We start from the raw sequence: 26,268 nt of genomic DNA, 5'->3' as shown, positions 1-26,268 counted from the left end.
GGCTTCCCCGGTCTTGCCTCCACTACCGGCGACGACGGCACCGGAGCATTGTGGAGGTGGCGGGTGGGGCCTGGGGCGATTCGGTGCCGTACGGCTGCGACCAGAACAGGTAGCGGCTGACGGCCCTGCGCTGGTCGAGGACTACCGGGTCGTGCTGTTCGACTACGTGGGCGCGGGTCGCTCGGATCGGATGACCGAAGCCCGTACCGGCAAGGACCGCACCACCTTGTACGGCGACGACGGCCTCCGCACGTTCGTCACCCCCCTCGCCGGCGAACCGCCGCAGGCCGTCGTCCAGGCCCTGACCGGTCTGCTCGAGGGCTTCGGCGACGGCCTCGACGACGACACCGCCCTGCTCGCCCTCGGCGTCTCCACCTCCTCCCCCACCGCCGGTCCTCAGACCGGAAACGGATCGGGAGCCGGCTGAAGATCGACGCGCTTGCCGGGCGCCAGGTCAGTAGTTGGGGTGCGGCCAGCCAGTCGACGTACGCGCCCTCTGGTGGGGCACCCGGCGCCCCGTGACGCGGCGTTGACCGTCAAGGGGGCCTGGCGACGGTTCACTTGGCAGATGACGGCGGCGCGCACCGCCGTGCTCACCCCAGTACAGGACGCCGCCGACGGCCAGGACGAAGCCGAGCCCCGCGCCCACCAGAGCACCGAAGAGGCCCCCTGAAGCAACACCCAGACCGGCTCCGGCCAGCAACCCCGCCAGCAAGGCACGAATGAAGTACCTACGAATCCTCTCGTCCACAACATCACCGCCTTTCACCCGACGTCTGCCCCACCCCACGGCCGGTAACCAGCCCTTCGTCACATCGCGTGAACGACGGGCGAGTCAACTTGACAGACAAACAGGCGGCCAAATCCGGGACGTGCGCGACGATTTGTCCCTCAGCTCTGATACCTGCCGGCCATCCCAACCCGCGAGCGAAAAAAGCTGTGGGCCTCTGTCGATCCGGCCACGTCTCGTTCGACGTCATAACGTGAGGCACCTCGCCGCACGTCATGACGTACCGGATCTGACGAGGGAACACATGGATCAACTGCTGAGAGTCATGAACTTCAACGTCTCGAGTGACGGAATCGGTGCCGGTGAGCACCAGAGTCTCGAGCGGCCGTTCGGCCTCGACGGTCCCGAGAGACTCTTCGCCTGGGCCGGCGCCACGGCGAGCTGGCCTATGCGTACGGATGCCGGGGGTGCCGAGATCATGGGCCGCAACAAGTTCGGGCCCCAGCGCGGGCCCTGGCCGGACCACGATTGGCGCGGCTGGTGGGGGGCCGAGCCCCCGTTCCACACGCCGGTGTTCGTCATGACCCACCACGAGCGTCCGTCGTTCACGCTCGGCGACACCACGTTTCACTTCGTCGACGGTGACCCGGCCACCGTCCTCGAACGGGCGCGGGAGGCGGCGCAGGGCAAGGACGTACGGCTGGGCGGCGGGGTCACTACCATCCGGCAGTTCCTTGACGCCGACCTCGTCGACACCATGCATGTGGCGGTCTCGCCGATCGAGCTCGGGTCCGGACTGAGACTCTGGGAGTCCCCTGAAGAGCTGGGCGACCGGTTCCACCTGGAGGTCGTGCCCAGCCCGAGTGGCGTGAAGCACCACCTGTTCTGGCGAAGGTGACGAGAGGGTCCGCTCGAGTTCAGGCTGCGACTGCGAGCAGGCGCCCACCCATCGGGTGCCCTTCTCGCCCTGGAGCCGCAGCGTGCGGCCTGGGGCCGAAGTTCAGCGCGCGGACGCGGGGAAGCGGACCGACCGTGCCGGGATGAGAGCAGCGACCGTGCCCTGCTCCTCGTCCAGCCCGACCAGGACCCGTCCGGCCGCCCCGCTGAGCCTCGGCGTGTGGCAGCCGCGTCACCTCGTGGCAGCCGCGTCACCTCGGGCGACCACACGCGCTGGTGCCGAGCGGTTCCCGGAGGTCGCGGTGGGCCAGGGGGCGCGACCGTCCCGGCAGGCCGGAGCCCTCCGCCCTCCCGTACGGCGCCGCTCCCCCTGCTCACCCGTTCGGGTTGACCGGCGACGCACATGAGCGCGAGCGAGTGCGCCGGGCGCGGGGCCGAGCCCAGGCTGGGGTGTGGGCCACGAGACCGACGGTGAGGGCGATGATCGTAACGGTGGTGTCGATGCCGGAGGGGGTCGGTACGCGCACCGACGTGGAGGAGGCGCGCAGGCTACTGGCCACGGCCCGCTGTCTGTTCGTGGACGTCGAACTGCCGGTGCGGGAATCGGCCCAGGGGCCGGAGGCCACCGAGCCGGTGGCCCGGCTGCTCGGTCTCGGGGCGGAGGAGGCGGACTGGTTCGGCCAACCCGGTGAGCCGACCCGGGCCGACCTGCTGGAAGGCGTGCTCGGCCTGGTGATGCCCGTGTCCGACGGCGACCAGATCGGCTACGTCCATGTGCTGGCGAGCGAGCGGTTCCTGGTCACGGCACACCGGGGCCCGACGGCCCTGATGGCGGAGGTCACGGAGCACCTGCGACGGGAAAAGCCGCGCGACGCCGTGGCCATGCTCTTCCTGCTGCTCCAGGAGGCGCTTGCGACCTTCCGCCGGGCCACGGTGGCGGCGTTGCTGGAAGTGGAGGAGCTGGAGGACGACATGTTCCGGCAGCGGACTCCCGAGCAGGTCTACCTGCTGGCGCAGGTGCGTCGCCGTGCCGCTCTGCTGCACCGCTCGCTGCTGCCCTACCTCCAGGCGGTGGACGAGGTCGTCACCCGTCGGATGCTGAGCCCCCACTTCCCGGAGGACCGGCAGCGGCTCGCCCGGGAGTTCCAGCACGCGGCGCGCATGGCCCTCACGACCGTCGAGTCCCTCCAGGACGCGGCCCGCCGGACCTTCGCCAGCTACTCCTCCCTGGTCGCGGGCGAACAGAACGGCGTGATCAACCGGCTGGCCATCGTGTCGGTGATCTTCCTGCCGCTGTCCTTTCTCACCGGGTTCTTCGGCATGAACTTCAATTTTCTGACCGCGAAGCTGGAGAGCAGGGACGAGTTCTGGCTGCTCGCCGTGGGACTCCAGGCGGCGGTGCTGTTCGGTTCCCTCTACGTGCTGCACCGCACCCGCATCTGGCGCAGATTGCGCGACGACGACTGAGTTCTTTCCCTGTGGTCGGCGTCGGCTCCGGTAGCCGTGCGGGTTCCACGTCCGCTTCGGTGTCCGGGGTCGGGCGAAGGCCCGGGATCGGTCAGGCGTCGGGGCTGAGGTAGTGCACCGTGATCTGCCCTGCGTGCGGGGCGAGCAGTTCCTGCAGTTCGTCGGCCGCGGTCTTGAGGAGTCGCTCGTCGCGGGTGGCGTGGAGGGTTTCCAGCATGAAGGCGACGCGGGTGGAATCCTCGGTGACGCGGGTGCGGTGGGCGTCGCGGTGGTTCCAGTGCCGGGTCAGCACGCCGGTGGTGTCCAGGTAGATGATCTCGCCGTGCTGTGGGTTCTCGATGGTGTCGGGTTCACCGAGTGGGGTGAAGGTCTCGCTTCCGTCCGCGTACCGGATCTCCACGTCCCCGGTGACGTGGTCCAGGTCGAAGGCGCCGGCGGGCAGGCCGTGGCGGACGGAGACGACGTTGTAGGAGTCGACGGCCGGGTTGATGCGCGGCAGGACGCCCTTCTTCGCGAGGCGGCGGCCGAGGGCGTCGACGCTCGGTCGGATGCGGCGGGGGTTGGTGCCGAAGGAGCGGTAGGCCGTGTGCCATGACTCGATACGCGGGTCGGTGTCGTCGGCGGGCTGCCAGGTGCCGTCGGCGACCTGCTGCTCCATGCCTGCCAAGGCGGCGTCGGTGGCGGGCCAGGTCTCGTGGCCGCGCAGGCCGGTGGCGGTGACGACGGCGACGAGGGTGTCGGGGAAGGCGTCGGCGACGGCGGGGCTGATGCGGAAGGTGGTCATCAGGTGGGTCCGTTTCGGGATGGGTGCTGGGCAGGGCGGAGGGTCAGGGTTTCCACGGGCCGATGCGGTCCAGGCGGCGGATCTGCTGCTTCGCGGTGGGCGCGTCCAGGCCCTGGCCGCGCTCGGTGAGCCGGCGGGCGATGCCGGTGCGTTGTTCGACGGGTTTGTGGTCGTCGTACTTGAACTTGGCCCGTACCTCGGTGACGTCCAGGCGCAGGCCCCGGATGCCGGGCAGCATGCGCCCGTAGGGGGGCTGGTCAGGGTCGAGGGAGGCGTGATCGCCGGCGGGCTGGAAGTGGGCCATCTGGCGGCGCAGCACCTCGGCCTTGGCCTCGGGGTCGTCGACGATCGTGGCCCGGCAGATGAACTGGACGGCCGCGTAGTAGCTGGTGGGGATCCCGTCCGTGGGTGGCACGTCGGGCTTGGCGCGCCAGGGGCCGGGGATGAAGGCGTAGTCGCCGGTGACGGTGAAGGTGACGTTCGGGTCGGCCTCGATCGTCTCCCAGACCGGGTTCGGGCGGGCGAGGTGGATCAGCAGTTCGGTGCCGTCGACGGCGAAGTGGGTGGGCACCACGAGGGGTGCCTGGCCGGGCAGGCCGTTGACGCTGAGCAGGCCGAAGTCGTGGCCGTCGGCGATCCAGGTCTGCCACTCCGCGTCGTCCAGGGCGGCGTCCCAGGGCTGGATGAACAAGGCAGGGCTCCTTCCGGGTGGGGTCCGGGTCAGGCGAGGGCGAGCAGACCGACGGCGACCGCGGCGGTTCCGAGGCCGATCAGCTGCCCCCGGTGGATCCGCTCGGCGAGGACACCGCGGGCGAGGAGGACGGTACCGGCCGGGTACAGGGCGGTGATCACGGCGACGACGGCCAGGTCCCCGCCTCGGGCGGCGAGCAGGAACAGCACATTGGCCACCGAGTCCAGTACGCCGGCCGTCGCCGACATCGCGTACGCGGGCTTTTCCGCGCCCAGCCTGCGGTACATCAGCCCGGCCGCGGCCAGGGTGACCGCCGAGGACACGGCCCTGCCGACGATCAGCGGTCCGACGCCACTGTCGGCGGGTGCCTGGTGCAGGCAGACCAGTTGCAGCGCGATGGCGGCCCCCGCGCCGAGGGCCAGCAGGAGGGCCGTGCGCGAGGGACGCGCGGTACCGGAGCCGTGGCCGGCGCTGACCAGCACCACCGCCGCCAGTGCCAGCGGCAGGCCGATCAGCCCGGCCGCCCCCAGGTGCTCGCCCTGCACCAGACCGACGCCGACCGGCAGCATGGCGGAGACCAGCGCGGTGACGGGGGAAAGGACGTTCATCGGGCCGATCGCCAGGGTGCGGTAGAGCAGCGCGAACGCGGCGGCCGACGCGACACCGGACGCCGCGCCCCAGGCGAGGGTCGCCGAGGCGAAGGACGCGCCGGCGAAGGGCCACAGCAACAGCTCGACGGTGAGCGAGGCCGGGGCGGCGATCATCACGGTGCGCAGGACGTGGGCCTTGCGGGCGCCGAGACCGCCGAGGAAGTCGGCGCATCCGTAGGCCAGGGAGCTGCCCAGGGCCAGCAGCAGAGCGATCACGGGGACATCCCTTACTATCAATGGAACGACCACACCGTACAGTGCACCGACCGGCTGTCGTCAACCGAACGACCGCATGGTTCAGCGCACTGGTCCACATGCCGGACCCGGTCAACCTGCCTGGAGGGATAGCCGATGGCCGCAACCGACGCGGCGCTGCGGACGCTCGCGTACAACGTCAGGGCGGCCCGCACTCGCGCCGGGCTGTCCCTGGACGAACTCGGCCGCCGCGCCAAGGTCAGCAAGGGAGCCCTGGTCGGGCTGGAGAAGGCGCAGGGCAACCCGAACTTCGCCACTCTGGTCCGCCTCGCCGACACCCTGGGTGTCTCGGTGTCCGCGCTGCTGGAGGGGGCGGCCGAAGGGCGGGTCCGGGTGGTGTCCGCCGACGCCGTCGTGCCCCTGTGGTCCGGGGAGAAGGGCAGCGAGGCCCGGCTCATGCTGACCACCTCGGGGCCGGCACCGGTCGAGGTCTGGCGCTGGACACTGCAACCGGGCGAGGAGTACCCCAGCCATCCACACCAGGCGGGGGTCGTGGAGACCGTCAGTGTCACCGCCGGACGGATGACCCTCGTCGTCGACGACACCGAGCACACCGTCGAAGCCGGGCAGACCGCCACCTTCGACGCCGACGCCCCCCATACGTACCGCGGCTCGGGCACCGAGACCTGTCACCTCGTCATGACCGTCCACATTCCGCCTGGACCGGGCTCCACAGCCTGACAGGTACCGCGTTCGCCGGTGTGCGCGCGGGTGCGAGGGTTGCGCGTGCCGCCGCACAGGGACGACCCGAGGCCCATCGGCGGCTACAAGCCGGCCGGCCGGCTCGGAGCCGACGGCATGGGCAGGTCCTACCGGGGCAGGTCGATCAGTGCCGGTGGCCGACAGCGAGGAATCGGCCGCCGACCCAGCCCCGCCGCCCATGCGGGAATCCCGCGTGCCGACCGGACACCACCTGCCCGTAGGCCCACCAGAGGTGGTCCGACGTCATGCCCCAGCACACCGCGTCGAACTCGGTGTTCGCGGCGAGGACCGCCAGCGAGCGACTGCGCACTCCAAGGCCGGCCCGCAGATCCACCATCTCGGTCGTGTGCAACCGGGCACCGGCGCCACTGGTGTCGCAGTCCGGCATCTCCGGCCCGCGCGGCGGGGATGCCCAGGTCGGGGAGACGGAAACCGCGGCAGCGGCGGTAGCGGCCATGACGGCAGCCGCCACGGCCACCGCACACAACGGTCGTCGCTTCATGCCAGGCCAACCCGCCAGGTCGGGCGGACGTTACGGCCCTGGCTCGCAGACCACTCCGACGATAAGCCCGGCCCGGATGACCGGGCAGCCAAGGGGCCTCTTCAAGCCACTACCCGCCGGTACCGGATCACCGCGCGCCCCGCGCGGGCAGGATCGCACTCACGAGCAACACGACCACGCCCGTCCTCCTGACGTGGGAAATCCAGATGTACGAACCGTTCAGCCGGGTATGGATCTGCAAGGGCCACGGCCGCACCACCTCCGGCGCGGACCCGACGGAACTGGGACAGACACTCCTGGCCAGCTACCTCGCGGGCAACCCGGCACGGCACGGCGAAACGTTCCGCGTCGTCGTTCGCGGCACAGACTCCGCGAGCCGGTCGACGATCACGGCAGACCAACTCCCCACCGACGGACGGGCACAGGACCCGGCTATCCGGCCGGCCCTACCCGTCTACCTCCGGGAATCCCTGACCTGACTGCGTTCTACGTTCGAGTCCAACCCGGCCCGGGACGGCGGGACCGTGAGTGGTCGTGGGATGACTCAGACCGCGTTCGCGAGTTTCTGACGCACGACGATCGCGTTGAGCCGGACGGTGAACGGGGCGGTGTCGGTGAGGCCCAGCGCCGTCACCTCGGACTTGCCCAGGCCGATCGTGACGTCGGCGCAGAAGGCGACGGCGTACAGGTACTCGCCGGCTTCCTCGTCCTGAAGGGTGAAGAGGAGGTCGCGGTAGTAGCTCGTACGGTCCGGGGACTCCTCGTAGAAGACCAGCCCCGGCTCGCCCTCCTGTGCCGCGAGACCCGTGAATGCCTCTACCAGGTGACGTTCGACGGTGTCCCAGAACGCCGCCTGAGCCGCCTCGGGTGGGAGCGCCTGGCGGACCGCCTCCTTGAGGGAGAGCGCCATCACCAGGATCGGCGCCTCCTCCTGGAGCCCCCAGCCGCGGACCATTCTGACGATGTCGCTGTCGGGTAGCTTCGCGGCGGCGTCGCGGATGTGCCCGAAGTCGTAATTGACGGTGGCGGGCGCGATGGCCGCCTGGAAGGAGCGCCCAAGGGTCTCCGCCTGGGCTAGATGCGCCGCTCCGACCTCAGTGACCGTCCTGAAACTGGCTCCCAATTTCTCCTCCTTCAACATTTTGTTGCACGTTGGGGGCGCCAGTATGCCGCAGCGGTGTCTACTCGTGGGCGCTGAGCACACCGGCCGCGCTGAGCACGATGTACACCCCGTTGGCGTCGAGTCCGACGTCGTGCTGGTTCGCGTCCAACGTGGCATCCACGCCGTCGTGGCCGATGATCTGCGCGCGGTACCGGTTGTCACCGGTCCTCGTGACCTTGGCCGTCCAGCCGCCCGCCAGGTGGAACGTGCCAGGTCCCTGGTGTCCGCCGCCCATCCAGGAGTGGACCTGGCCGTCCAGCGTGAGCACGACGAACATGTCGTTGGCGTCGAGACCGGCGTCGTGCCGGCCCGTCTCCAGTGTGGCGTAGACCGCGCCTCGGTAGACGAGCCGGGCGCGGTAGTGCTGCGCACCGAGCTCGTAGATCCTGGCCGTGCTGCCGTCCGCCAGGGTCTGGGTGCGGACCGGGGTCGCGACCCCGGGCTTGACGGACGACGCGGTCGCGCTGTGCACGACGGACACCTCGGTCCGCCCGTCGGCCTCGGACACGCCCGTGCTGGTCGCGGAACCGCCGAGCGCGGCACCGTTGCCGGTGGAGACGGTGGTGGCCGAGCCCGCGACCTTCATCTCCGAGCCGATGGCGGCGCCCTTGCCCCCGCTCTGCGAGGCACCCAACGAGAACGCCGCGGCCGCGGCGACGGCCACCAGAGCGGCGGAACGGACGGCGCTGACGGTACGGACCGTACGGCGAGTGGTCATGATCGAAGTCCCCCAATGATTCCCGGGATTCGGCACCTGCGCGCGCTACCGCGGGCCGGCCGGATCAGCTGTTCGCTACGCCCCGTCAGATGACGTCTGCTCGGCCGTAGTTCATCGGGTTCTGTCCGCAATTGGTAACAGGGGCCCCGGCGCCACGCGACATACGTCCTCCAACTGCGCGGCACACGACGGTGATGCGCGCTACCGCGTACACAAGATCCATGAATCGGGGAACGCGACACGCCTGTTGGCCGTCACCTCATGTGCAGGTCACCGTTTACCCAACTGAGCGCGTAGGGACCGCGGTACGGTCTCGAAACGCCTGCCGGTGGCTCACGAAGTCCGGAATCGGTGCAGGAAGTCAGGTACCACACGTGCATGAGCGCAAGCCGCGCAGGCGGCTGTCACTGACCCTCGCGGCGGGCGTGCTGGCGGCCGCTGGGGTCGCGGCCACCACTCCGCCCGCCCAGGCGGCGGGACACCGGGCGGCGGCAGACAGCCGTCAGCACACCTTCGAGCAGGCCGCCGCGGAGTACGGCGTCCCGCTGCCCGTTCTGCTCGCCGTGGCCTATCACGAGTCCGCCTGGGACGCCCACGCCGGGGAACACAGCACCAGCGGCGGCTACGGACCCATGCACCTGACGGACGTGACGGCCCGGATGCTGGCCACGGGCGACGCGGGCGCGGTCGGCCGTGCCGACCTCGCCAAGCTGGCCTCCGCTCCCTCCCTGCACACCCTGCGGGCCGCCGCCAGGCTGACGGGACTGCCCGCGAGGCGACTGCGTGCCGACGAGGCCGCCAACATCCGCGCGGGCGCTGCCCTTCTCGCCTCCTACGCGAAGGGCACGGTCGGCGGCACCCCGAAGGATCCGGGCAAGTGGTATGCCGCCGTGGCCCGTTACAGCGGTTCCTCCGAGGAGCGCGCGGCAAGGGCCTTCGCCGACCGGGTGTTCGCCACCATCGAGAAGGGCGCGCACGAAACCACCCGGGACGGACAGCACATCAACCTGCCGCCCTCCCCCGGCGTCCGGCCGGCCACCAGCCAACTGTCCGTGCTGCGTCTGAGAAAGACGGCCACAGCGGACGGCACCGAGTGCCCCGCCACCATCGACTGCGCCTTCCTCCCGGCCGCGGTGGCGGGCGGTCAGGTCTCCAACCGCCCCGCCAACGGGATCAGGATCGACTCGATCGTCATCCACGACACCGAGTCGTCCTACGACGCCGCCATCAACACCTTCCAGAAGCCGGGCGGCGGATCGGCGCACTACGTCATCCGTTCGTCGGACGGGGCCGTGACACAGATGGTGCCCACCAAGGACATCTCCTTCCAGGCGGGCAACTACTCGACGAATCTGCACTCGATCGGCATCGAGCACGAGGGCTACGCCGCGGCGGGCGGCACCTGGTACACCGAGGCCGAGTACGAGACCAGCGCGGAACTCGTCCGCTATCTGGCCGACCGTTTCGGCATCCCGCTGGACCGGCAGCACATCCTCGGGCACGACAACGTGCCCGGACCCAACTCGGCCACGGTGTCCGGCATGCACTGGGACCCGGGTCCGTCCTGGGACTGGGAGCGCTTCATGCGGCTGCTGCACGCCCCGGTGGGCGGCCGGCACGGCGTGGGCCCCGTCGGCTCGGCGGTCACCATCACCCCCGGCTACACCCGCAACCAGCAGACGGTCCAGGTCTGCCCGTCCGACGACCCCACCGGCGCGACGCCCGAGTGCACCGAGCGGACCCAGGCCTCCAACTTCGTCTACCTGCGCACCGCTCCCAGCGCCACCGCGCCGCTCTTCGGCGACCAGGCCGTCCATCCGGACGGCATCGGCAGCGACCGCGTCAACGACTGGGGCAGCACGGCCGCGGCCGGGCAGCAGTTCGTCGTCGCCGACCGCCAGGGTGACTGGACGGCCATCTGGTACGGCGGCACGAAGGTCTGGTTCCTCAACCCGCACGGCTGCAACACCACACCCGCCCACGACGTGACGGTGGTCGGCGCCGCCGGGACCTCGCCGGTGGCGGTGTACGGATCGAGCTACCCGGACGCGAACGAATACCCCGCCGGGCTCTCCCCCTCCACCCAGACGCCGCTGAGCATGTACAGCGTCCCCGCCGGCCAGGCGTATGTCGCCACCGCCGCACCCGCCCCCACCGACGACTACTTCCCCTCCACCGGCCGGGTCGTCACCGGCGGCAAGAACATGTACACCATCCAGTACAACCACCGCACCGCCCTGGTGTACTCCTCGGACGTCACCGCGCGGTAACCACCGGTCCGCCGGGCGACGGCGGGCCGACGCGGACGAGAGGCAGGACGAGGCAGGGCACACGCCGGCCCCTCGCTTGCGGGGCCGCACGGCCCTCCGGTGCGCTGCGATGCGGCAGGCGCGTCGCAGCGCACCGGACCGGCCGGAAGACGGGTGGGTCCGCAACGGTGAGCGGCGGCCGGTCGGGCAGGGCTGCGGCGCGGACGACATCTCCTGGAGCACGAGGTCCGAGAGCCAGGCAAGCGGGTATGTCCTGATCGTCCCAGCCGGTCGGCACCATCACCGTCGACCACCCGATCGTCACCAGCCGGCACACCTCCCCGACGGACGCCGTGCCCGTCGGCTGAGCGACCCCTCGGCCGGTGAGGCATACGGTGATCAGACGGGGGCACACGACCCGACACAGGACGCACCGCTCCGCCGCCATGGTGGCGCTATCGAGGGGTGCGTGCTGCCTGGCGGAAACGCGGGCCCGGTACCTACGGCGGCCCGCCTCTGGAGAGAGGTTGTCACCTGTGCTGCTGCCCGCGGAGAAGGAACTGCGCTCGGTGTTGGCCCGTTTCGCCGATGCGCGGTTCCGCCACGACCTCGACCCCAGCGGCCAGTCCAGCCGGGAGCTGCAAGACACCTCCGACTCGCTGTGCGCCCTGACAGGCACCCGGTCGGTGGAGCAGGCCCTCGCCGCCGCCGACGCCCTCCTGGACCGGCTGCGCGCTGACCGTCGCACCGCGACCAGGGCCGGACAGACCCTGGCCGCCTGAGCCGGGAACCGAGCGCCGCGGCCCCGGCGCCGCGACCGCCGTACGACAGCACGCCGCACCGGGGTCGCGGCCGGGCCCGTCAGGTCATGCGACGTCGATCATCCCGGACGCCCAGTCGTCCAGAATGCCGGCGGGGTCCAGCGCGACGGTCAGTTCGGTCAGGCCCCGGAACGCGGGGAAGGGCACAGTGAGCCATTTGGCCTCGTCCGCGGGCCGGGCCAGGGAAAGCTTCGGGAAGCGGCGGAAGAGCGAGGCCAGGGCGATCTGCATCTCCATCCTGGCCAGTGGGGCGCCGAGGCAGTAGTGCGGCCCCGTGCCGAAGCCCAGGTGGTTGCTCTGCACGCCCGGCCGAGTGATGTCGAAGGTGTCCGGGCTCTCGAAAGCGGCGGCGTCCCGGTTGGCCGAGGTGACGGCGATCTGCACCAGCGAGCCCTTGGGAATGAGCGTCCCCGCGATGGTGATGTCCTCGAGCGCGTGGCGGAAGGTCGCGTTCTCCACCGACCCCTCGAAGCGGATGATCTCCTCGATCGCGTTCGGCAGCAGGTCGGGTGAGTCGACCACCTGCTTGAGCTGCTCCGGATGCGTGAGCAGTGTGTAGACGGCGTTGCCGATGAGGTAGGCGGTCGTCTTGTGGCCCGCGAACAGCAGCACCCACAGCGTGGACAGCAACTCACCGTCCGTCAGCGACTCCTGCTCGTCGCGCGTCTGGATGAGGACGCTGAGCAGATCGTCCTCCGGGGCCTTGCGCTTACGGGCGATCAGGACCTCGAAGTACTCCCGAAGCGTGTTCTCCGCCTCGGCGAGGCGGTCCTTGTCCTTCTTGCTGAAACCGGTCCGGGCGACGACGCTGCACCACTGCTGGACCTCCTGCCGCTCCTCCTCGGGGACGCCGATGAGTTCGCAGATCACCTGGAGGGGCAGCGGGAAGGCGAAGGCCGACAGCAGATCGACGGGCTGCAGGGTGGAGCACTTGTCGAGCAGCGTGTCGGTGATCTCCTGGATCCGTGGGCGCAGCGCGTCGATACGGCGCGGGACGAAGGCACGGTTGACGAGCCGGCGCAGCCGCGTGTGCTTCGGCGGGTCGGCGAAGAGCATGTTGTCGTCCAGGGCGATGGAGGAGTCGCCGAAGATGGACCGGTAGGCGTCGATGGCCGCGTACATGTCCTTGCTGATCCGCGGGTCGGCCAGCGCGGCCTTCGCGTCCTCGAACCGGGTGATCAGGTACGAGTCCACACCGTGCGGCGGGGTGATGCGGCAGACGGGCGCGTTCTCGCGCAGATGCCGATAGAGGGGGTGTGGGTTGGCCCGGTACACCGGGCAACCACGGGATGCCGCGTCCACTGCCCGGGCTGTCTCGTCCGCGGTCTCCTGCTCCTGCATCTGAGTCATCGAGGGCCCTTCTTCTCTTCCCACGGGTGGCACGGGTCGGCTGAACGCTGGAATGCATTGACGCCACTCGGAACGGGAAAACGCGATTCACCCTGACGCGGGCCTATGTCGTCGGCAGGGTACGGAAGCGGAATATTCGAGTGCGCCGTCCGGGGGAAGGCTCGATTGCCGACCCCCGGGGCCTGTGACAGGTTCGGTCCAGGGCCGCCACGAGTTCGAATTGCTGCCCGAACCACCGCTGGGTCACTGGAGGAGGACGGGCCGTGCAGACGCGCGACGAAGAAATGGTGCCGGTATTGATCGTGGGCGGTTCGCTTGTCGGACTTTCCGCGTCGGTGTTCCTGGGAAGACTGGGCGTCAGCCACATGGTCGCCGAACGCCGGGCCGCCACTTCCGAACACCCCCGGGGCCGGGGGAACAACATGCGGACCATGGAGTTGTTCCGCACCGCCGGAGTGGAACCGGACATCAGAAAGGCCGCGGCCATCCTGTCCGGCAATCACGGCATCATGCAGACGGACAAGCTGGCGGGCGGTGAGAGCAGATGGCTGTCGGCGCGTCTCACCGGCGGGGCCCCCGAGACGGACGTGTGCTCCACCCGGCGATGCGCGTGCAGCCAGAACGACCTGGAGCCGGTCCTGCTGGCGCACGCCCGCGCACTGGGCGGGGACGTGCGCTTCGGCACGGAGCTGATCTCCTTCGCCGAGGACCGGAACGGCGTGACGTGTGAACTGCGCGAGCGGGAGAGCGGCCGGACGTACGCGATGCGCGCCGCCTACCTCCTGGCGGCCGACGGGCCGCGCAGTCCCGTGCGCGAGCGGCTGGGCATCGGACAGAGCGGCGGGGGCGACCTGTTCCACAACGTCAGCGTCACCTTCCGCAGCAAGCTTCTGCGCCAGGTGGTTGGTGATCAGCGCTTCCTCGTGTGCTACCTGAACGGGACCGAGGGCGAAGGGGTCCTGCTGCCCGTCGACAACGACGAGAAGTGGGTCTTCCACGTCCCGTGGTTCCCCGAGCGCGGCCAGACGCTCGAGTCCTTCACCGACACGCGCATCGCCGACCACATCAGGGCCGCCGCCGGCGTGCGGGACCTGGACGTCGAGGTCACGGGACGCGCCCCGTGGCACGCGGCGGACCGGGTCGCCGACCGTTACCGGCAGGGACGCGTCTTCCTCATCGGTGACTCGGCCCACGAGATGCCTCCCACCGGCGCCTTCGGGTCCAACACGGGCATCCAGGACGCCCACAACCTCGCCTGGAAGATCATGGCCGTACTGCGCGGCTGGGCGGGAGAGAGCTTGCTGGACACCTACGAGGACGAGCGGCGCCCGGTCGCCCTGGCCACGAGTGCACGTGCCATCGAGCAGGCCGCGCGCGAGCAGCACCCCGGTTACACCGCCGCGCAGGGCCCGGGCCAGAGCACGGACCTGATGACGGTGGCCCTCGGCTACCGGTACCTCTCCACTGCCGTGTCCGGCGCCGACACCGACGCGCCGACCATCCCGGAGACGCTCACCCTGCGGGCCGACCCCGGCACCCGGGCCCCGCACATGACCGTCGTGCACAACGGGGAGACCAAGTCGACCGTCGACCTCTACGAGCGGTGTTTCGTCCTGCTCTGCGGCCTCGCGGACGGGCCGTGGCCGTCGGCCGCCCACGCCGCGGCGGCCAAGCTCGGCGTCCCCCTGGTGTCCTACCGCGTCGGCGCCGGACCCGACTTCGACCTCGACACCTCGACCGCCATCGACACCGGTGCCGAGGATTGGGCCGCCGTCCACGGCGTCACCCCCGAGGGCGCGGTGCTCGTGCGCCCCGACGGGATGGTGGCCTGGCGCTCCGGCGACCTCCCCGCGAACCCCGAGGACGAGCTGACGCACGTCCTGCAAGGCATCCTCAGCCGTTGATCCCGGCTGTCCGACGCCCCCGAACCGTTCCACCGTAGGGAGCCCCTCCATGCCTCACGCCGCCGAGACGACCGATCTGCAAGCACCAGGCGACATAGGCCTCCGCGCCGCGGCGAGCGCCGACGACGCCCGGCACGAACGAATAGACGTCCACCACCACTACACCGCACCCGAATGGGTGCGGTGGGCCGAGAAGAACGGGATCGTGGACCCGGCCAACCTGCCGCCGTGGACGCGGTGGGAGGAATCCGCCGCCCTGGACCTGATGGACCGGACCGGCACCCGCACCAGCGTCCTCACCGTCGCCATGCTGGGACGCTTCCGGGACCCGGCGGTTCGCAAGGAGAGCACGCGTGTCGCCCTGGAGGCCGCCGGCGACCTGACCGTCAGGCACCCGGGCCGTTTCGCCTTCTTCACACCCGTCTTCCTCGACGACGCGGAACTCTCGCGCTGGTCCGTCACCCACGGGATGGACCAGCTCGGCGCGGTGGGCGTCAGCGCGCGCACCAGCACGGGCGACACGTATCTGGGCGACCCCGGGCTCGACCCGATCATGGCGGAACTCGACGAGCGCGCCGCGGTGATCAGCACGCACCCCATGCAGGTGAACTCCTCCGGCGCCCCCGAGGGCGTGCCGCCGTTCGTGTGCGACTTCCTCATGGACACGACCCGCGCCGCACTGAGCCTGATCATGAACGGCACGCTTGACCGTTTCCCGCGGCTCACGTTCGTCCTCCCGCACGGCGGCGGGTACCTGCCCTACATCGCCAGCCGGATCGAGGTGTTCGGGCGCCAGCTCGTCCCCTCCGTCGACCCCGGCCGCGTCCGCGACTACCTGCACCGGTTCTACTACGACACGGCCGCGCCCATGTCGCCGTCGGCCACCCCCACCCTGCTGGCCGCCGCGGGTTCCTCCCGCATCCTCTACGGCAGCGACTGGCCGCCGACCCCCACCCGCGTGGTCGCCGACGTGACAACTCCGGCTCTGGACAGGGATCCCGCCCTCAGCGACCTCGAGCGCGGGCACATCAACCGCCGTAACGCCCTGCGTCTCCTGCCCGCGCTCGCGCCGGCCTGAGCGCGCCCGGCACCGTCCTCGTACCCCTCGCGGCTGACGGGAAGGGGCGGCGCCGCCCGGCTCGTCCGGTCAGGCGTCGGCCGTGCGGCTCGCCTCACGAAGCCGCACGGCCGACGCACGGGTTCAGCTCAGCACAGTCCCGCGGGGATGGAGACCCGGCAGAAGTTGCCGCGGAAGAGGTTGCTCCCCTTCGAGGCGTTCTGATTGACCAGGTCGGCCGGGGCGTTGGCGGTGAGCCAGTTCTCGTCGACGCGGTTCTTCTCGTTGACCGCGCCGACGAAACTCTTGAACAGTACGACTCCGCCCGACAGCGGGGACCGGCCGCTGTTGCCCGCGACCACGTTGCGCGTCAGCAGAGCGCTCTCCACACCGGCCAGCACGATCCCCGAGCCCTGCAAGAACGGCAGCCGCGCCGTCTTGGCGCAGTACTTGTTGTTCCGGATCACCCGGTTGCCGCCGATGGTGAGCGCGCCGGCACGGGGCTTGTTCTCGTCGCCGATCACCATCACCCCGGCGCAGTTGCCGGTCACGCGGTTCCGCTGGACCGTCAGGTTGCGCAGACGCAGGATCGTCAGACCGTTGCGGTTGTCCTCCAGGGCGTTGCCCTCCACGACCAGGCCCCGGCTGTCGGTGGCCCCCTTCTCCGACATCGTCGTGTTGGCGAGGTACAGGCCGGCGTCCCCGTTGCCGCGGGCGATGTTGTTCCTGAACACACCACGTGTGGAGTGCTCCTGCGAGATGCCCCACTTGCCGTTCTTCTCGGATCTGACCCGCTGCACGGTCAGGCGGTCGGTGGCCAGGGACCACAGACCGACGCTGGAGAAGCCCGTCAGTGTCAGGTCGGACACGGTCACGTTCGCGACGGGCTTGTTCCTGAGCCCGACCACGCAGATGCCCTTTCCGCCCTCCACGCAGCCGATCGCCTTCCCGGCGCTCGGGACGGCCTTCTGCCGGGGAGGCATGATCACCGTGCGGGGACCGACACCGCGCAGCGTCAGCCCGGAGGTCTTGACGGTGACGCTCTCGTGGTACGTGCCGGCCTGGACGAGGACCGTGTCACCGGCGCGAGCCGCGTTCACCGCCTTCTGGATCGACTCCCCCGGGTGCACCGTCAGGGTTCGCGGTGCCGCGGCGGCCGGGAAGGCGCCGGGGCCCACACCGAGGAGTACGGCGACGAACGCGGCGTACCGAACATGATTCCTTTTCATATCCGGAAAATAGGACCGAGTCGGTGGGTGGCCTCGCGGCAACTCGCCCGCATGCCTCCGGTCGGGCGTAAAGGTTCACGTCACCGGCCTTGTCTCGACGGTGCGGAGTAGCAGCGGTGGCAGCCCGATCCGGCCGTGCCTAGGCTCGCTAGCGGAAACGGGTCCGTCGGAAGGACAGACAATGCCGCAGGTCGGCGAAGAAGAGGTCCGGGTCGGTGCGTGCGATACGGCGGATCAGCCTCGAACGTTTTCGAGGGTTCTGCGTTCCGCCGTCAGGGAAACCATGCTGCTGCCGGTGTTCCTGGTCCTCACCGCCATGATGGTGGCGTTGTGGCTCATGGGCATGCCCTTCATGCAGGCCCTGACCATTTCGACCGCGGTGAAGATCTCGATGGCTCTGCTCGAAGCACGTCGGATGCCTTGAGCCGCGAACGAGTGACAGTTGGCTTGGGTCAGGGCGTTTGGTTTGGCCGGGCATTTGGTTTGGGCAGGGCATTCGGCTTGGGCGGGGGCTCTTGGCTTGGGCGGGGGCTCTTGGCTTGGGGCGGGGTGTTTCTCCGGTGCCGCCGGTGCCCCGCCTCAGGCCCCGCGGCCCGCCTTCTCGCCGGCCCCGCTCTCCCCGACGCCCCGCGGCGCCGCCGCCGCGAGGTCGTCACGCCCCGGATGGGCCCGGCGCTCCCGCAGGTCGGCCACCGCCAGGCGCAGGGCGACGACGATGATCGCCATGGCGGTGAGCAGCCCGAGTTGAAGGGCTGTCGTAGGGCGGCCGTGGTTGGCGAGGTGTGCGAAATAGACGGAGCCGACGACGGCGATACCTGCGGCCGAGCCGATGCGCTGGCCGGTCTGCAGCACCCCTCCGGCCGCCCCGGCACGTCGTACCGGAACGAGCGTGAGCGTGAGGGTCGTGTTGGGCGAGACCGTGAGGCCCGACCCGAGCCCCGCGATGAACAGGGGCAGCGCCATGGCCCAGCCCACGTCGTCCCCGGGCGCCAGTTGAACGGCGATGACGACACCGAGCAGGCCGAGGGCCACGCCGCTCAGACCGATGACGACCAGGCTGCGGCCGTAGCGCGTCACCAGCCGCCCCCCGATGGCCGCACCGACCGCCGAGGCGGCCGCGAACGGCAGGATGGTCGTCCCCGCGGCGAGCGCGCTGTATCCGACGCCGTTCTGCAGGAACAGTGACAGCACGAAGAAGAGGGTGGTCAGACCGGCGAAGAACGTGAGGCTGATCAGAGCGCCGAGCGTGAAGGAGCGCAGGGAGAACAGTTCGAGGTCGACCAGCGGTGCCCTCCCGAGGCGCCCCTGAAGCCTCTCCCAGACCCAGAAGGCCCCGAGCAGTAGTGCGGCCACCGGGAGGAGCAGCCACTTCGCCCGGCCCTGCCACTGCTGCTCCTGCACCAAGGGCAGCAGCATCGCGAGCACGCCCGCGCCGAGCAGCAGTACGCCGAACGGATCGAACTTCTCCCGTCTGTCGCTCGGCGCCGGGAGCCGGGGCAGCAGCCGGTTCCCGGCGAAGAGGGCTGCCAGCCCGATGGGCACGTTGACGAAGAACACCCAGCGCCACCCGTCGTCCGTGCCGAACGCCTGGATCAGCAGTCCGCCCGCGAGGGGGCCCGCCGCGGTGGACACGGCGACGACACTGCCGTGGAAGCCGAAGGCCCGGGCGCGCTCGGCACCCTGGAACATCTGCTGGATCAGCCCCGAGGTCTGCGGTGCGACCACACCGGCGGCCGCGCCCTGGATCAGCCGGCACACCACCAGCCAGGTGGGGCCGGTGGCGAAGCCGCACGCCACGGACGCGGCGGTGAACAGGGCGAGGCCGAACAGCAACGCCTGGCGGCGGCCTCGCAGGTCGCCCAGTCGTCCCGCCGGCGCCAGCGCGAGCCCGAAGGCGAGGGCGTACCCGGACACCACCCAGGACTGGGTGGCCTCCGAGGCACCGAGACCGCGCTCCATGGAAGGCAGCGCCACGTTCACGATCGAGACGTCGAGCAGCGAGATGAATCCCGCCGTCAGACAGACCCCGAGTGCTTTCCACCGCCGGTCGTCGAGAGCGGGCCGGGCCGTTTCTGTGGTCATGTGATCACGCTATGCAGCCACGGCCGGTCGCACCAGCGGGGAGGGGAGCATGGGCGCACGTCGTCGAGCCCGGTCTCCGCGCTCGGCACGGATTCATGGCGGTCTCGTCCTGAGGCTGGCGGCCGGGTGTGGCGCCGTCGGCCCCGTCGCCTCCCCCTCCATCCGCCCGCGCCTGCGCCACGGGCTCGGGCGCCCCGCTCGGCGTGGGTACGGCCATCAGCCTGACCGGCGTGGCGGTGCCGGCGCCTCGGACCCCGACCACTCCCCCGGCGCGAGGACGAGCGCGACCGCGACCGCCGTGGCCGGTGAGTGCCATGCGCCGCATCTCGTGTCATTCTCCCTCGCTGCCCGGCATTTGAGGGCCCCGGCATCGCTCCGAAGTCCATCCCGCAGGTAGCGTTCTGCGGCGTTGGATCACACCCACTGCCAAGGAGCCGCCATGAGCGCATCCGTCACGCCGTCACCCGCGTCCTCGTACCGTCCTTCCCGGCGCCGTCTGCTGGCCGGCGGAGCCGGTCTGGCCCTCGGCGCCTCCGCCGGGGCGCTCACCCCGTCGACCCCGGCCGCCGCCGCGGAGCCGGCGACCGCGGCGCTCTTCCCGCTCAAGCCGCCTCATCTGCTGGAGGCCGAGACGCTGGTGGAGTATCTGCGGCTGAGATCCGACCAGTGGAACCACAACCGGTACGACGCGGCCGGGGAGGACCTGGGCAAGACCACGGTGACGTGGGGCCGTCCGGGACATCCCGAGGAGTTCGAGAACCTCTCGCAGTGCTCCTCGTTCATGACGCTGCTGCTGCAGCGGACCTATGGCACCGACACGGCCTACGGCTGGGCCACCCGCGCCTACTTCGACCAGTACTTCCCGCGTAAGGACGGCCTCCCGCGGGCCTCGTCCTCCCAACCCACGGCCGAGGACCTCCAGGCGGGCTTCCGCAACGCCGCGAACGTGCCGCACTTCGACCCCGTGACCAAGCCGGTGAACCTGCGCCCCGGTGACATCGTCGCCTGGGACTACGACCCCAACACCCGAAGCGCCCCCTACACCGGGCACACGGTGCTGATCCGCGCCTACCTCGGCACCTACGCCTCCTCCGTGGACAGCCAGCTCGGCATACCCGGCGTCGTCCCGCATCTCTTCCAGATCGTCGACTGCACCAGCAACCCGCACGGCGGCCCCAGCCTGACCAGCCAGTCCAGCATCGATCGCTACCGCGCCTACCCCGACACCCGGGCCACGATCACCGACAGCCCCGACGTCGGCTACGACGAGAAGAACGGCGTCGGCTACGGCCACATGGTGTTCTACGCCCACCCGGACACCTCCCTCTTCGCCGGGTACCGCTGGAGCCTGAACTCCTCCTCGCCGGAGCCCGCGGTGGCGGAGGCTGTCAGCGGCAAGAAGCAGATCGCCGCGGGCCGCGTCAACGCGTTCGTGGTGTAGACGAATCGGGCCGGGGCCGGGCACTCGGGGCCACTGTTACAAGACGGGGACAAACCGCTGATGAACGCCGGGCTCCACGGTGTCGTCGTTTCCAGTGACCACGCCAATCGGCATTCAGCTGCCCTTTGACGCGAAACGTAGTTCTCGGCATGGAAAGGCACATAGTTGTGATGGTCTCGAAGCGGCTCCCCCTGCGCATCGCCGTCGTCGGTGTCCTCGGCTCGGTTTCACTCGCCCTCACCGGCACCGCCATGGCGGCCACGCCGGCGGCGCACACCACCTCTCCCGCGGTCGTCACGCACAGCACCCCCGCTCCCAAGCCCGGCATCACCGCCAAGCCGTCCGTGTCCTCGGTCGACGCCTGGCAGTTGTTCCGGGTCACGGGCAAGACGACGGGGCTCCAGGCGGGCAGCAAGGTGACACTCCAGCAGAAGCGGCACGGCGAATGGGTCACCCTGCCCGCCTCCGCGCCCATCGCGCGGAGCGGCTCCTACTCGCTGGGCGTCAAGCTGGGCATCAAGGGCAGGAACGACCTGCGCATCGTCAGTGGCAGCACGGCCTCGCCCGTCTTCGACGTGACGGTTCGCTGAACCCGGCCGCCCCTGGCCCCACTTCGAGCGGAAGGGGGCCAGGGGCGGTGCGATGCGGGCGGACCGGGAGCGCGGCGGCGCACCCGGTCCGCCGGGGATCAGTCGCCGGTGTTGGTCGCCCAGACGGGCTGGTTGGCGGCGTTGTAGACGACTACGTTGCCGTCGTCCTGCACGGCCACGTAGTGGCCCTTGTGCCAGGTCCCGGCCGCCCAGACGGGGTTGCCGTTGCGGTCGTAGACCACGAAGTTGCCGTCGTCCTGGAAGACGGCGCGGTCGGCCTTGGGGTAGACGTTCGGGGCCTGCCAGACCGGTCGATTGTCCTTGTAGAGAACGAAGTTGCCGTCGCTCTGGACGCGCAGGACCGTGCGCCCGTTGCCCGAGGTCCAGGCCTGGTTCTTGTAGAGGGTGGACGTGGCGTAGAAGCGGGAGTCCGCGCGCTGGCCGGCCGCTTGGACCTGCGTGGTCCGGGTGGCCTTGGCCGTGTCGGCGACCGCGTCCGCGGGCGGGGAGGAGGCCAGCACGGGCAGGGCTGCGAGGGCGAGCGCGGCCAGGCCGCGTCCCCAGGTGAGGTTGGTGAACATGCTCGGTTTGTAGCCCGCCGGACCGAGCCGCCGATATCGCCGCCTCGCTGGATCCACCCGTATGGCCGCACCGGTTCACCGCTGAAACGGCACTTCATGCCTCGCTCGGATGTCCGCGGTCACCGGCACGCCGGCGGCAAGGCGGCGAGCCGGTACCCGGCGTACCGCGATGGCCTACCAGGCACGCACCGGACCGTCGTGATAGGTGCCGTCGGCGAACAGGAGGGCGCGGCGCGTGCTCCTGGTGTGGTGCTCCACGGCGCCCAGTACCACCAGGTGGTCGCCGGCGGGGACGAGGCGGACGCGGCGGCAGCACAGCGTCGCCGCGGCACCGGGCAGCAGTGGCTCCCCGTGCGGCCCGGGTTTTGTGGTGAGTCCCTCGAACCGGTCTCCGGGGCCGGCGAAGCGGGACGCCAGGTCACGCTGGTCGGCCGCGAGCACGTTGACGGCGAAGTGCTCGGCGGCCGTGAACGCGGGCCGGCTGCGGGAGGACAGTGCGAGACACCACAGGACGAGAGGCGGGTCGAGCGACACCGAGGTGAAGGAGTTGACGGTCACCCCGGCCGGGTCGCCGAGCGGCCCGGCGCAGGTGATCACGGTCACTCCGGTCGCGTACCGGCCGAGGACGTCGCGCAGCGCCCGCGCGCCGGGCCCGGCCGGATCGATGGCTCGCGGTGTCGCGGAGCCCACGGGGTCGTGGGGTGTCACCGCGGTGCCCGGCACCGTGGTCACGCGGAGTCCGGCCCGCCGCGCGACGCGGCCAGCGCCGCGGCGATCTCCTCGTCCTCCGGGTCGAGCACGGCGGCGAGTTCGAGGTCGTCGAGAGCCTCCTGGCGTCGACCGTCCTCCTGGTAGAGGAAGGCACGGTTGTAGCGCAACGCGGCGTCTTTGGGGGCGAGTTCGACGGCGCGGCACAGGTCGTCGAGAGCCTCGCGCCGGTTGCCCGCCTCGTAGCGGACCGCGGCCCGCCCGGACAGGGCGCTCACCAACGTGGGGTCGGCCTCCACGGCGCGGTCGTAGGCGGCTTCGGCCTCGCCGAGTTCGCCTTCCTCGGCGAGCGCCTGGCCCACGGCCGTATGCAGATAGGCGTTGTCGTCGTCGAACCGCAGTCCGGTGCGGGCGTCGGCGAGCGCGGCGGCCGTGTTGCCGGCTTCGAGATGGATACCCGCGCGGTTGACGTAGGCGTCCACGAACTGCGGATCCTGCTCGATGACATAGCTGAAGTCGGCGAGCGCTCCCGCCACATCGCCCTCGGTCAGCCGTAGATCGCCGCGGTTGTAGTAGATCTCCGGGAACGGCGGTGACAGGCTGAGTGCGCGCGAGTAGTCGGCGAGCGCCTCCTCACCGCGGCCGAGCCGGCGCAGCAGGTTGCCGCGCTCCAGGTAGTGCTCGGCGTGGTTGGGGTCCTGCTGGATGACGACGGCGTAGTCGGCGAGTGCTTCGTCGAGTCGGCCGAGACCCGCGTACACCCGGGCTCTGTTGTTCTTGAGCACCGAGCGGTGCAGCCGGTGTTCGTCCGGGGTCAGCCGCCGGTCGAGATCGTCGATGCACTCGGTGACCAGCCGCAGGGCTTCCTGGGGGTCGCCGAGGTTGACCTCCACGAGGGCGCGGCCGTTCTTGTAGAAGGCGCTCTGGAAAGCCTGTTCCACCCTGTCGTGCAGCAACGAGGCGGTGGCGATGGCGCCGTTGAGAAGTGCCTTGGCCTTCTTCTCGTCCCGGTCGGCGGGGTCGTTGTGGCGTGTGTACAGCATGGCGGTGGAGTAGGCGCAGGCCATGTGTACGGCCGGGTCGGTCGACAGCAGGCGTGCCTCGTCGTAGACCGCCTCGGCCTCCTTGGTCCTGCCGAGCATGGACAGGGCCAGTCCGAGCTGTACTCCGAACTTCCACCATTGCGCGGTGTTCTCCCGGCCGTTCACCAGCCGCTGGCCGCGTCGGCCGTAGTCGGCGACGGCGGTGTAGAAACCGTTGACGAGGCAGTGGTCCGAGGCGGACCACAGGACGGCCACGGCTGCGGCCTCCGCGTCACTGCCCCGCTCGAGGTGGTACGGGAGAGCGCCCAGGGTGAGCGAGAACTCCCCCGACTCGCGCAGTTGGGCGGCCCGGCGGTCGTGGAGGACGGCACGCTGGACGGTGGGCAGCGCCTCGTAGGCGGTACGGGCGGCCTCGCCGTCGGGACCGTCGAGCAACCCTTCGGTGGCGACCCAGCGCCAGGCTGCCTCGTCCGGGCTGATCGGATCGGGCGCGACGCCGGCCGGACTGACGGGCACGCCGCTGGTGTGCTGGTCGAGCGCGGGGGCCAGCGGGCCGTCCGCGGCCGGGGCGTCGGCGCCGCACAGGACGACGGTGAGCACGCCGGGATCGACGCGGCGCACCAGCGCGGCGAGGAATTCCTCGTCGGTGGTCTCGGCGTGCTCGGCGTTCTCCACGACCAGGCTGCGTGCCCCCTGGTGGCCCAGTACGGGCAGCGCGTCGCGGACGAATTCCACCAGCCCGTTGGCGATGCGCCGGGTGCGCAGCCGGGCGTAGAAGCGGGTGCGCTCGGCGGGCAGCGCCATGGAGGTCAGCGTAGCGCGGGAGTTGGGCACGATGGCGGCCAACTCAGGTGCCACAGAGAGCAGTTCGATGTCATGGCGGCGCACCAGTTCGGGGGCGAGCGCGAGTACGGCGGGGACGAGCGTCCGGGCGATGGTGCCGGCCGCGGTGTACGGGCCGCGCAGCCGGCGGTGGGAGTCGACCGGGGGCATGAGCGGAGCCGGTAGCGGGAGGCCGTCCACGACTGCGGCCCGATCGCGCTTCGTTCCGCCCTGGACGCTGAGGTGGGCGGCGGGCGTGGGGTCAGCCTGCTGCATGTGCGGTCTCCTTCGCGGTGGTGGCGGGGGTGCGTGTACGGCGCCGCCATGCGCGGACCGCCAGATAGGCGGCGAAGACCGGCTCCCAGAAGTTGATCACGAGGAACGTCAGTACGTCGGCGGCGTTGGCTGGGGAGAGGTCGCTGCCGAGCTTGTGCACGGCGACCTCGGTCAGTCGGATTGCGGTGGGAACGGCGGCGGTCAGCAGGGTGACGGTGAGGAAGACGTAGCCGGCCACCATCAGCCACGAGTACCAGCGCGCGATCTGGCGGTCCCGTTCGCCCCAGCCGCTCTCGTCGACCATGCGCTCGGGCTTGCGCAGCAGCCGCATCAGGCGGTTGCGCAGCATCTGGCGGGCCGTCGTCTGCAGGTCGTTGCAGCCGAGCACGGTGATGGCCAGGTAGTACAGGTCGGTGCGCAGGAAGAAGTAGAACTGCCAGACGAGCCGCAGTACGACGGCGAAGGCCATCGACAGCAGCAGCCGATGCACGACGGCTGTGGCGCCGCCCGCATCCCGCAGGGCCGCGGCCACGAGGGTCAGACCGCAGATGACGAGGACGTCGGTGATCATTCCGGCGAGCATCGGCAGATACCGTTTGCGGCGGGGCACGGCCACCAGGCCGTCCAGTGCGGTCACGAAGACCACGTAGTAGAAACGGCGGCTGATCGACAGCGTCGAGTTGAGTCCGAGGCGGCGCCCCGCGAGGGCGTGAGCGGCCTCGTGCAGCAGGATCCACGGCACCTGGCCGAGAACGATGCCCAGGGTGAGCAGCACCAGCGACCGGCGGGTGAAGAACAGGTTCTGGTAGTGCGGCGCCAGTTCGGGACGTCTGGCCATGACGACGACGGCGGCGAGCACGATCAGGCCGTAGACGACCCAGGCGACCGGAGAGAAGACGGCGGTGCCCAGCCGCTGCCAGCGCACGGGGCCTGCCGGGGCGGCCACCTGCTCGCCGTCCTTGACGACGAGTTCCAGTTCTTCGAGGACTTCGAGGAACTCCGCCATGTCCACCTGCTCGCCGTACCGCTCGGTGTACCAGCGCGCCGCGGCGTTCGGCGGAGTGCCGGCCTCCAAGCGGCGAAGCAACTCGGCTCCGTCAGGCGGGAAGAGGCCGTAGGAGTCGATGTCGGCACGGCCGACGGTGACCTCTTCGCCCTCCTCCAGATAGGTGAGGGGGTGCAGCCGCACAGGTTCGTCGAAACTCCGGGACGGCGTTGTCGTCACTGCCTCACCTCACTGGTTCACGACCGGATGTGTGGTGCGCGCCGGGCCCGGAGGCCCGACGCGCACCTGCCTGGGATCAGGCGTTGCCGGTGCCGCAGCAGTACGCGGACGCGGCGGCGGACGTCAGACGGACGGTCCCGGCCTTGCGCACGGCGATCTTCTTCATGGGGATCTCCTTCTCTGCGTGGTGCACAGCGCCGCCGGGGCTCCGGACGGCGTACCCGAGGTATCGGGTGCTCATGGGAGAAGACGAGAAGGAACTCCATGGATAACGCGGGGAATCCGCGCCGAGAATTCGCTCACGCAATGAATGAATGACCTGGACAATGAAC

General features: G+C 70.5%; 24 protein-coding genes and 1 pseudogene. 12 read left to right on the top strand and 13 right to left on the bottom strand.

Translation table 11 applies throughout. The annotated features are described in order from the left end of the window. Positions 1 to 181: 181 nt before the first annotated feature. The 3 genes and pseudogenes from ACIBA9_RS04000 to ACIBA9_RS03990 form a co-directional block, all read left to right on the top strand. Positions 182 to 427 (top strand): annotated as a pseudogene (locus tag ACIBA9_RS04000) (histidine kinase); the annotation flags it as partial. 607 nt (positions 428 to 1,034) lie between these two features. Beyond that, on the top strand, positions 1,035 to 1,628 hold the full coding sequence (locus ACIBA9_RS03995) for a dihydrofolate reductase family protein (RefSeq protein ID WP_399359737.1): 594 nt from the start codon (positions 1,035 to 1,037) through the stop codon (positions 1,626 to 1,628). A 479-nt stretch (positions 1,629 to 2,107) separates the two neighbouring features. Continuing rightward, positions 2,108 to 3,094 (top strand): CorA family divalent cation transporter, encoded by a 987-nt coding sequence (locus tag ACIBA9_RS03990; RefSeq protein WP_399359736.1) that lies wholly within the window; start codon positions 2,108 to 2,110, stop codon positions 3,092 to 3,094. A 91-nt stretch (positions 3,095 to 3,185) separates the two neighbouring features. On the opposite strand, the gene ACIBA9_RS03985 is transcribed toward ACIBA9_RS03990, so the two are convergent. The 3 genes from ACIBA9_RS03985 to ACIBA9_RS03975 are packed head-to-tail and all read right to left on the bottom strand — an operon-like array spanning position 3,186 to position 5,435. After that, the gene (locus ACIBA9_RS03985) at positions 3,186 to 3,878 is read right to left on the bottom strand and encodes a B3/4 domain-containing protein (RefSeq protein WP_399359735.1); all 693 of its coding nucleotides are present in this window, start codon (positions 3,876 to 3,878) and stop codon (positions 3,186 to 3,188) included. A 43-nt stretch (positions 3,879 to 3,921) separates the two neighbouring features. Continuing rightward, a complete protein-coding gene (locus tag ACIBA9_RS03980) occupies positions 3,922 to 4,569 on the bottom strand; it encodes an FMN-binding negative transcriptional regulator (RefSeq protein ID WP_399359734.1) in 648 nt (215 codons plus the stop codon). 29 nt (positions 4,570 to 4,598) lie between these two features. Beyond that, positions 4,599 to 5,435, bottom strand: coding sequence for an EamA family transporter (locus ACIBA9_RS03975; RefSeq protein ID WP_399359733.1), 837 nt, complete (start codon positions 5,433 to 5,435; stop codon positions 4,599 to 4,601). A gap of 135 nt (positions 5,436 to 5,570) precedes the next feature. On the opposite strand from ACIBA9_RS03975, the gene ACIBA9_RS03970 reads away from it, so the two are divergent. After that, positions 5,571 to 6,155, top strand: coding sequence for a helix-turn-helix domain-containing protein (locus tag ACIBA9_RS03970; RefSeq protein ID WP_399359732.1), 585 nt, complete (start codon positions 5,571 to 5,573; stop codon positions 6,153 to 6,155). A 145-nt stretch (positions 6,156 to 6,300) separates the two neighbouring features. Here the strand turns inward: ACIBA9_RS03970 and ACIBA9_RS03965 are convergent, their stop codons facing one another. Continuing rightward, the gene (locus ACIBA9_RS03965; RefSeq protein WP_399359731.1) at positions 6,301 to 6,678 is read right to left on the bottom strand and encodes a hypothetical protein; all 378 of its coding nucleotides are present in this window, start codon (positions 6,676 to 6,678) and stop codon (positions 6,301 to 6,303) included. A gap of 206 nt (positions 6,679 to 6,884) precedes the next feature. Between ACIBA9_RS03965 and ACIBA9_RS03960 the strand changes: the two genes are divergently transcribed. Beyond that, on the top strand, positions 6,885 to 7,157 hold the full coding sequence (locus ACIBA9_RS03960; protein ID WP_399359730.1) for a hypothetical protein: 273 nt from the start codon (positions 6,885 to 6,887) through the stop codon (positions 7,155 to 7,157). Between the two features lie 65 nt (positions 7,158 to 7,222). Here ACIBA9_RS03960 and ACIBA9_RS03955 read toward each other — a convergent pair whose 3' ends face one another. Then, positions 7,223 to 7,801, bottom strand: coding sequence for a Type-2Aa cytolytic delta-endotoxin (locus ACIBA9_RS03955; RefSeq protein WP_399359729.1), 579 nt, complete (start codon positions 7,799 to 7,801; stop codon positions 7,223 to 7,225). Positions 7,802 to 7,859: 58 nt separating this feature from the next. Further along, entirely contained in the window at positions 7,860 to 8,558 is a 699-nt protein-coding gene (locus ACIBA9_RS03950; RefSeq protein ID WP_399359728.1) for a hypothetical protein, read from the bottom strand. A gap of 374 nt (positions 8,559 to 8,932) precedes the next feature. Between ACIBA9_RS03950 and ACIBA9_RS03945 the strand changes: the two genes are divergently transcribed. Next, the gene (locus ACIBA9_RS03945; RefSeq protein ID WP_399359727.1) at positions 8,933 to 10,828 is read left to right on the top strand and encodes an N-acetylmuramoyl-L-alanine amidase; all 1,896 of its coding nucleotides are present in this window, start codon (positions 8,933 to 8,935) and stop codon (positions 10,826 to 10,828) included. A 515-nt stretch (positions 10,829 to 11,343) separates the two neighbouring features. Next, on the top strand, positions 11,344 to 11,589 hold the full coding sequence (locus tag ACIBA9_RS03940; protein ID WP_399360009.1) for a DUF5133 domain-containing protein: 246 nt from the start codon (positions 11,344 to 11,346) through the stop codon (positions 11,587 to 11,589). 84 nt (positions 11,590 to 11,673) lie between these two features. On the opposite strand, the gene ACIBA9_RS03935 is transcribed toward ACIBA9_RS03940, so the two are convergent. Next, positions 11,674 to 12,978, bottom strand: a complete 1,305-nt coding sequence (locus ACIBA9_RS03935; protein ID WP_399359726.1) for a cytochrome P450 — start codon at positions 12,976 to 12,978, stop codon at positions 11,674 to 11,676. Between the two features lie 284 nt (positions 12,979 to 13,262). Here ACIBA9_RS03935 and ACIBA9_RS03930 point away from each other — a divergent pair, with 284 nt between their 5' ends. Further along, a complete protein-coding gene (locus ACIBA9_RS03930; protein ID WP_399360008.1) occupies positions 13,263 to 14,882 on the top strand; it encodes an FAD-dependent oxidoreductase in 1,620 nt (539 codons plus the stop codon). Positions 14,883 to 14,931: 49 nt separating this feature from the next. Continuing rightward, on the top strand, positions 14,932 to 15,960 hold the full coding sequence (locus ACIBA9_RS03925; protein ID WP_399359725.1) for an amidohydrolase family protein: 1,029 nt from the start codon (positions 14,932 to 14,934) through the stop codon (positions 15,958 to 15,960). 128 nt (positions 15,961 to 16,088) lie between these two features. Here ACIBA9_RS03925 and ACIBA9_RS03920 read toward each other — a convergent pair whose 3' ends face one another. After that, positions 16,089 to 17,168, bottom strand: a complete 1,080-nt coding sequence (locus ACIBA9_RS03920; RefSeq protein ID WP_399359724.1) for a nitrous oxide reductase family maturation protein NosD — start codon at positions 17,166 to 17,168, stop codon at positions 16,089 to 16,091. Positions 17,169 to 17,349: 181 nt separating this feature from the next. Between ACIBA9_RS03920 and ACIBA9_RS03915 the strand changes: the two genes are divergently transcribed. Beyond that, positions 17,350 to 17,592 (top strand): hypothetical protein, encoded by a 243-nt coding sequence (locus ACIBA9_RS03915; RefSeq protein ID WP_399359723.1) that lies wholly within the window; start codon positions 17,350 to 17,352, stop codon positions 17,590 to 17,592. A 155-nt stretch (positions 17,593 to 17,747) separates the two neighbouring features. Here the strand turns inward: ACIBA9_RS03915 and ACIBA9_RS03910 are convergent, their stop codons facing one another. Then, positions 17,748 to 19,250, bottom strand: coding sequence for an MFS transporter (locus tag ACIBA9_RS03910; RefSeq protein ID WP_399359722.1), 1,503 nt, complete (start codon positions 19,248 to 19,250; stop codon positions 17,748 to 17,750). 439 nt (positions 19,251 to 19,689) lie between these two features. On the opposite strand from ACIBA9_RS03910, the gene ACIBA9_RS03905 reads away from it, so the two are divergent. Together ACIBA9_RS03905 and ACIBA9_RS03900 are read left to right on the top strand one after the other, a co-directional pair. Then, positions 19,690 to 20,691 (top strand): hypothetical protein, encoded by a 1,002-nt coding sequence (locus tag ACIBA9_RS03905; RefSeq protein WP_399359721.1) that lies wholly within the window; start codon positions 19,690 to 19,692, stop codon positions 20,689 to 20,691. A gap of 170 nt (positions 20,692 to 20,861) precedes the next feature. Continuing rightward, positions 20,862 to 21,281 carry a hypothetical protein gene (locus tag ACIBA9_RS03900; RefSeq protein ID WP_399359720.1) on the top strand — a complete coding sequence of 140 codons (420 nt, stop codon included), beginning with the start codon at positions 20,862 to 20,864 and terminating at the stop codon, positions 21,279 to 21,281. 98 nt (positions 21,282 to 21,379) lie between these two features. Here the strand turns inward: ACIBA9_RS03900 and ACIBA9_RS03895 are convergent, their stop codons facing one another. The 4 genes from ACIBA9_RS03895 to ACIBA9_RS03880 all read right to left on the bottom strand — a co-directional run bounded on the left by ACIBA9_RS03895 (position 21,380) and on the right by ACIBA9_RS03880 (position 25,936). Then, on the bottom strand, positions 21,380 to 21,862 hold the full coding sequence (locus tag ACIBA9_RS03895; RefSeq protein ID WP_399359719.1) for a hypothetical protein: 483 nt from the start codon (positions 21,860 to 21,862) through the stop codon (positions 21,380 to 21,382). 174 nt (positions 21,863 to 22,036) lie between these two features. Next, a complete protein-coding gene (locus ACIBA9_RS03890) occupies positions 22,037 to 22,594 on the bottom strand; it encodes a flavin reductase family protein (RefSeq protein WP_399359718.1) in 558 nt (185 codons plus the stop codon). Then, a complete protein-coding gene (locus ACIBA9_RS03885) occupies positions 22,591 to 24,711 on the bottom strand; it encodes a tetratricopeptide repeat protein (protein ID WP_399359717.1) in 2,121 nt (706 codons plus the stop codon). Before ACIBA9_RS03885 ends, ACIBA9_RS03890 begins: the two co-directional genes overlap by 4 nt. Next, positions 24,698 to 25,936 (bottom strand): hypothetical protein, encoded by a 1,239-nt coding sequence (locus tag ACIBA9_RS03880; RefSeq protein ID WP_399359716.1) that lies wholly within the window; start codon positions 25,934 to 25,936, stop codon positions 24,698 to 24,700. The genes ACIBA9_RS03885 and ACIBA9_RS03880 overlap by 14 nt, the downstream gene beginning before the upstream one ends. Between the last annotated feature and the right edge of the window lie 332 nt (positions 25,937 to 26,268).

It is taken from the genome of Streptomyces sp. NPDC051452, from assembly GCF_044454765.1.
Classification (GTDB): domain Bacteria; phylum Actinomycetota; class Actinomycetes; order Streptomycetales; family Streptomycetaceae; genus Streptomyces.
This window is presented reverse-complemented; position numbering and strand designations above follow the sequence as displayed.

What these genes read in the sequence shown, in the direction of transcription:
- ACIBA9_RS03920 (WP_399359724.1), bottom strand. Translation starts at nt 17,168, where the DNA reads ATGAAAAGGAATCATGTTCGGTACGCCGCGTTCGTCGCCGTACTCCTC.
- ACIBA9_RS03995 (WP_399359737.1), top strand. Translation starts at nt 1,035, where the DNA reads ATGGATCAACTGCTGAGAGTCATGAACTTCAACGTCTCGAGTGACGGA.
- ACIBA9_RS03905 (WP_399359721.1), top strand. Translation starts at nt 19,690, where the DNA reads ATGAGCGCATCCGTCACGCCGTCACCCGCGTCCTCGTACCGTCCTTCC.
- ACIBA9_RS03985 (WP_399359735.1), bottom strand. Translation starts at nt 3,878, where the DNA reads ATGACCACCTTCCGCATCAGCCCCGCCGTCGCCGACGCCTTCCCCGAC.
- ACIBA9_RS03885 (WP_399359717.1), bottom strand. Translation starts at nt 24,711, where the DNA reads ATGCAGCAGGCTGACCCCACGCCCGCCGCCCACCTCAGCGTCCAGGGC.
- ACIBA9_RS03970 (WP_399359732.1), top strand. Translation starts at nt 5,571, where the DNA reads ATGGCCGCAACCGACGCGGCGCTGCGGACGCTCGCGTACAACGTCAGG.
- ACIBA9_RS03990 (WP_399359736.1), top strand. Translation starts at nt 2,108, where the DNA reads ATGATCGTAACGGTGGTGTCGATGCCGGAGGGGGTCGGTACGCGCACC.
- ACIBA9_RS03930 (WP_399360008.1), top strand. Translation starts at nt 13,263, where the DNA reads ATGGTGCCGGTATTGATCGTGGGCGGTTCGCTTGTCGGACTTTCCGCG.
- ACIBA9_RS03915 (WP_399359723.1), top strand. Translation starts at nt 17,350, where the DNA reads ATGCCGCAGGTCGGCGAAGAAGAGGTCCGGGTCGGTGCGTGCGATACG.
- ACIBA9_RS03900 (WP_399359720.1), top strand. Translation starts at nt 20,862, where the DNA reads ATGGTCTCGAAGCGGCTCCCCCTGCGCATCGCCGTCGTCGGTGTCCTC.
- ACIBA9_RS03910 (WP_399359722.1), bottom strand. Translation starts at nt 19,250, where the DNA reads ATGACCACAGAAACGGCCCGGCCCGCTCTCGACGACCGGCGGTGGAAA.
- ACIBA9_RS03935 (WP_399359726.1), bottom strand. Translation starts at nt 12,978, where the DNA reads ATGACTCAGATGCAGGAGCAGGAGACCGCGGACGAGACAGCCCGGGCA.
- ACIBA9_RS03950 (WP_399359728.1), bottom strand. Translation starts at nt 8,558, where the DNA reads ATGACCACTCGCCGTACGGTCCGTACCGTCAGCGCCGTCCGTTCCGCC.
- ACIBA9_RS03895 (WP_399359719.1), bottom strand. Translation starts at nt 21,862, where the DNA reads ATGTTCACCAACCTCACCTGGGGACGCGGCCTGGCCGCGCTCGCCCTC.
- ACIBA9_RS03925 (WP_399359725.1), top strand. Translation starts at nt 14,932, where the DNA reads ATGCCTCACGCCGCCGAGACGACCGATCTGCAAGCACCAGGCGACATA.
- ACIBA9_RS03960 (WP_399359730.1), top strand. Translation starts at nt 6,885, where the DNA reads ATGTACGAACCGTTCAGCCGGGTATGGATCTGCAAGGGCCACGGCCGC.
- ACIBA9_RS03965 (WP_399359731.1), bottom strand. Translation starts at nt 6,678, where the DNA reads ATGAAGCGACGACCGTTGTGTGCGGTGGCCGTGGCGGCTGCCGTCATG.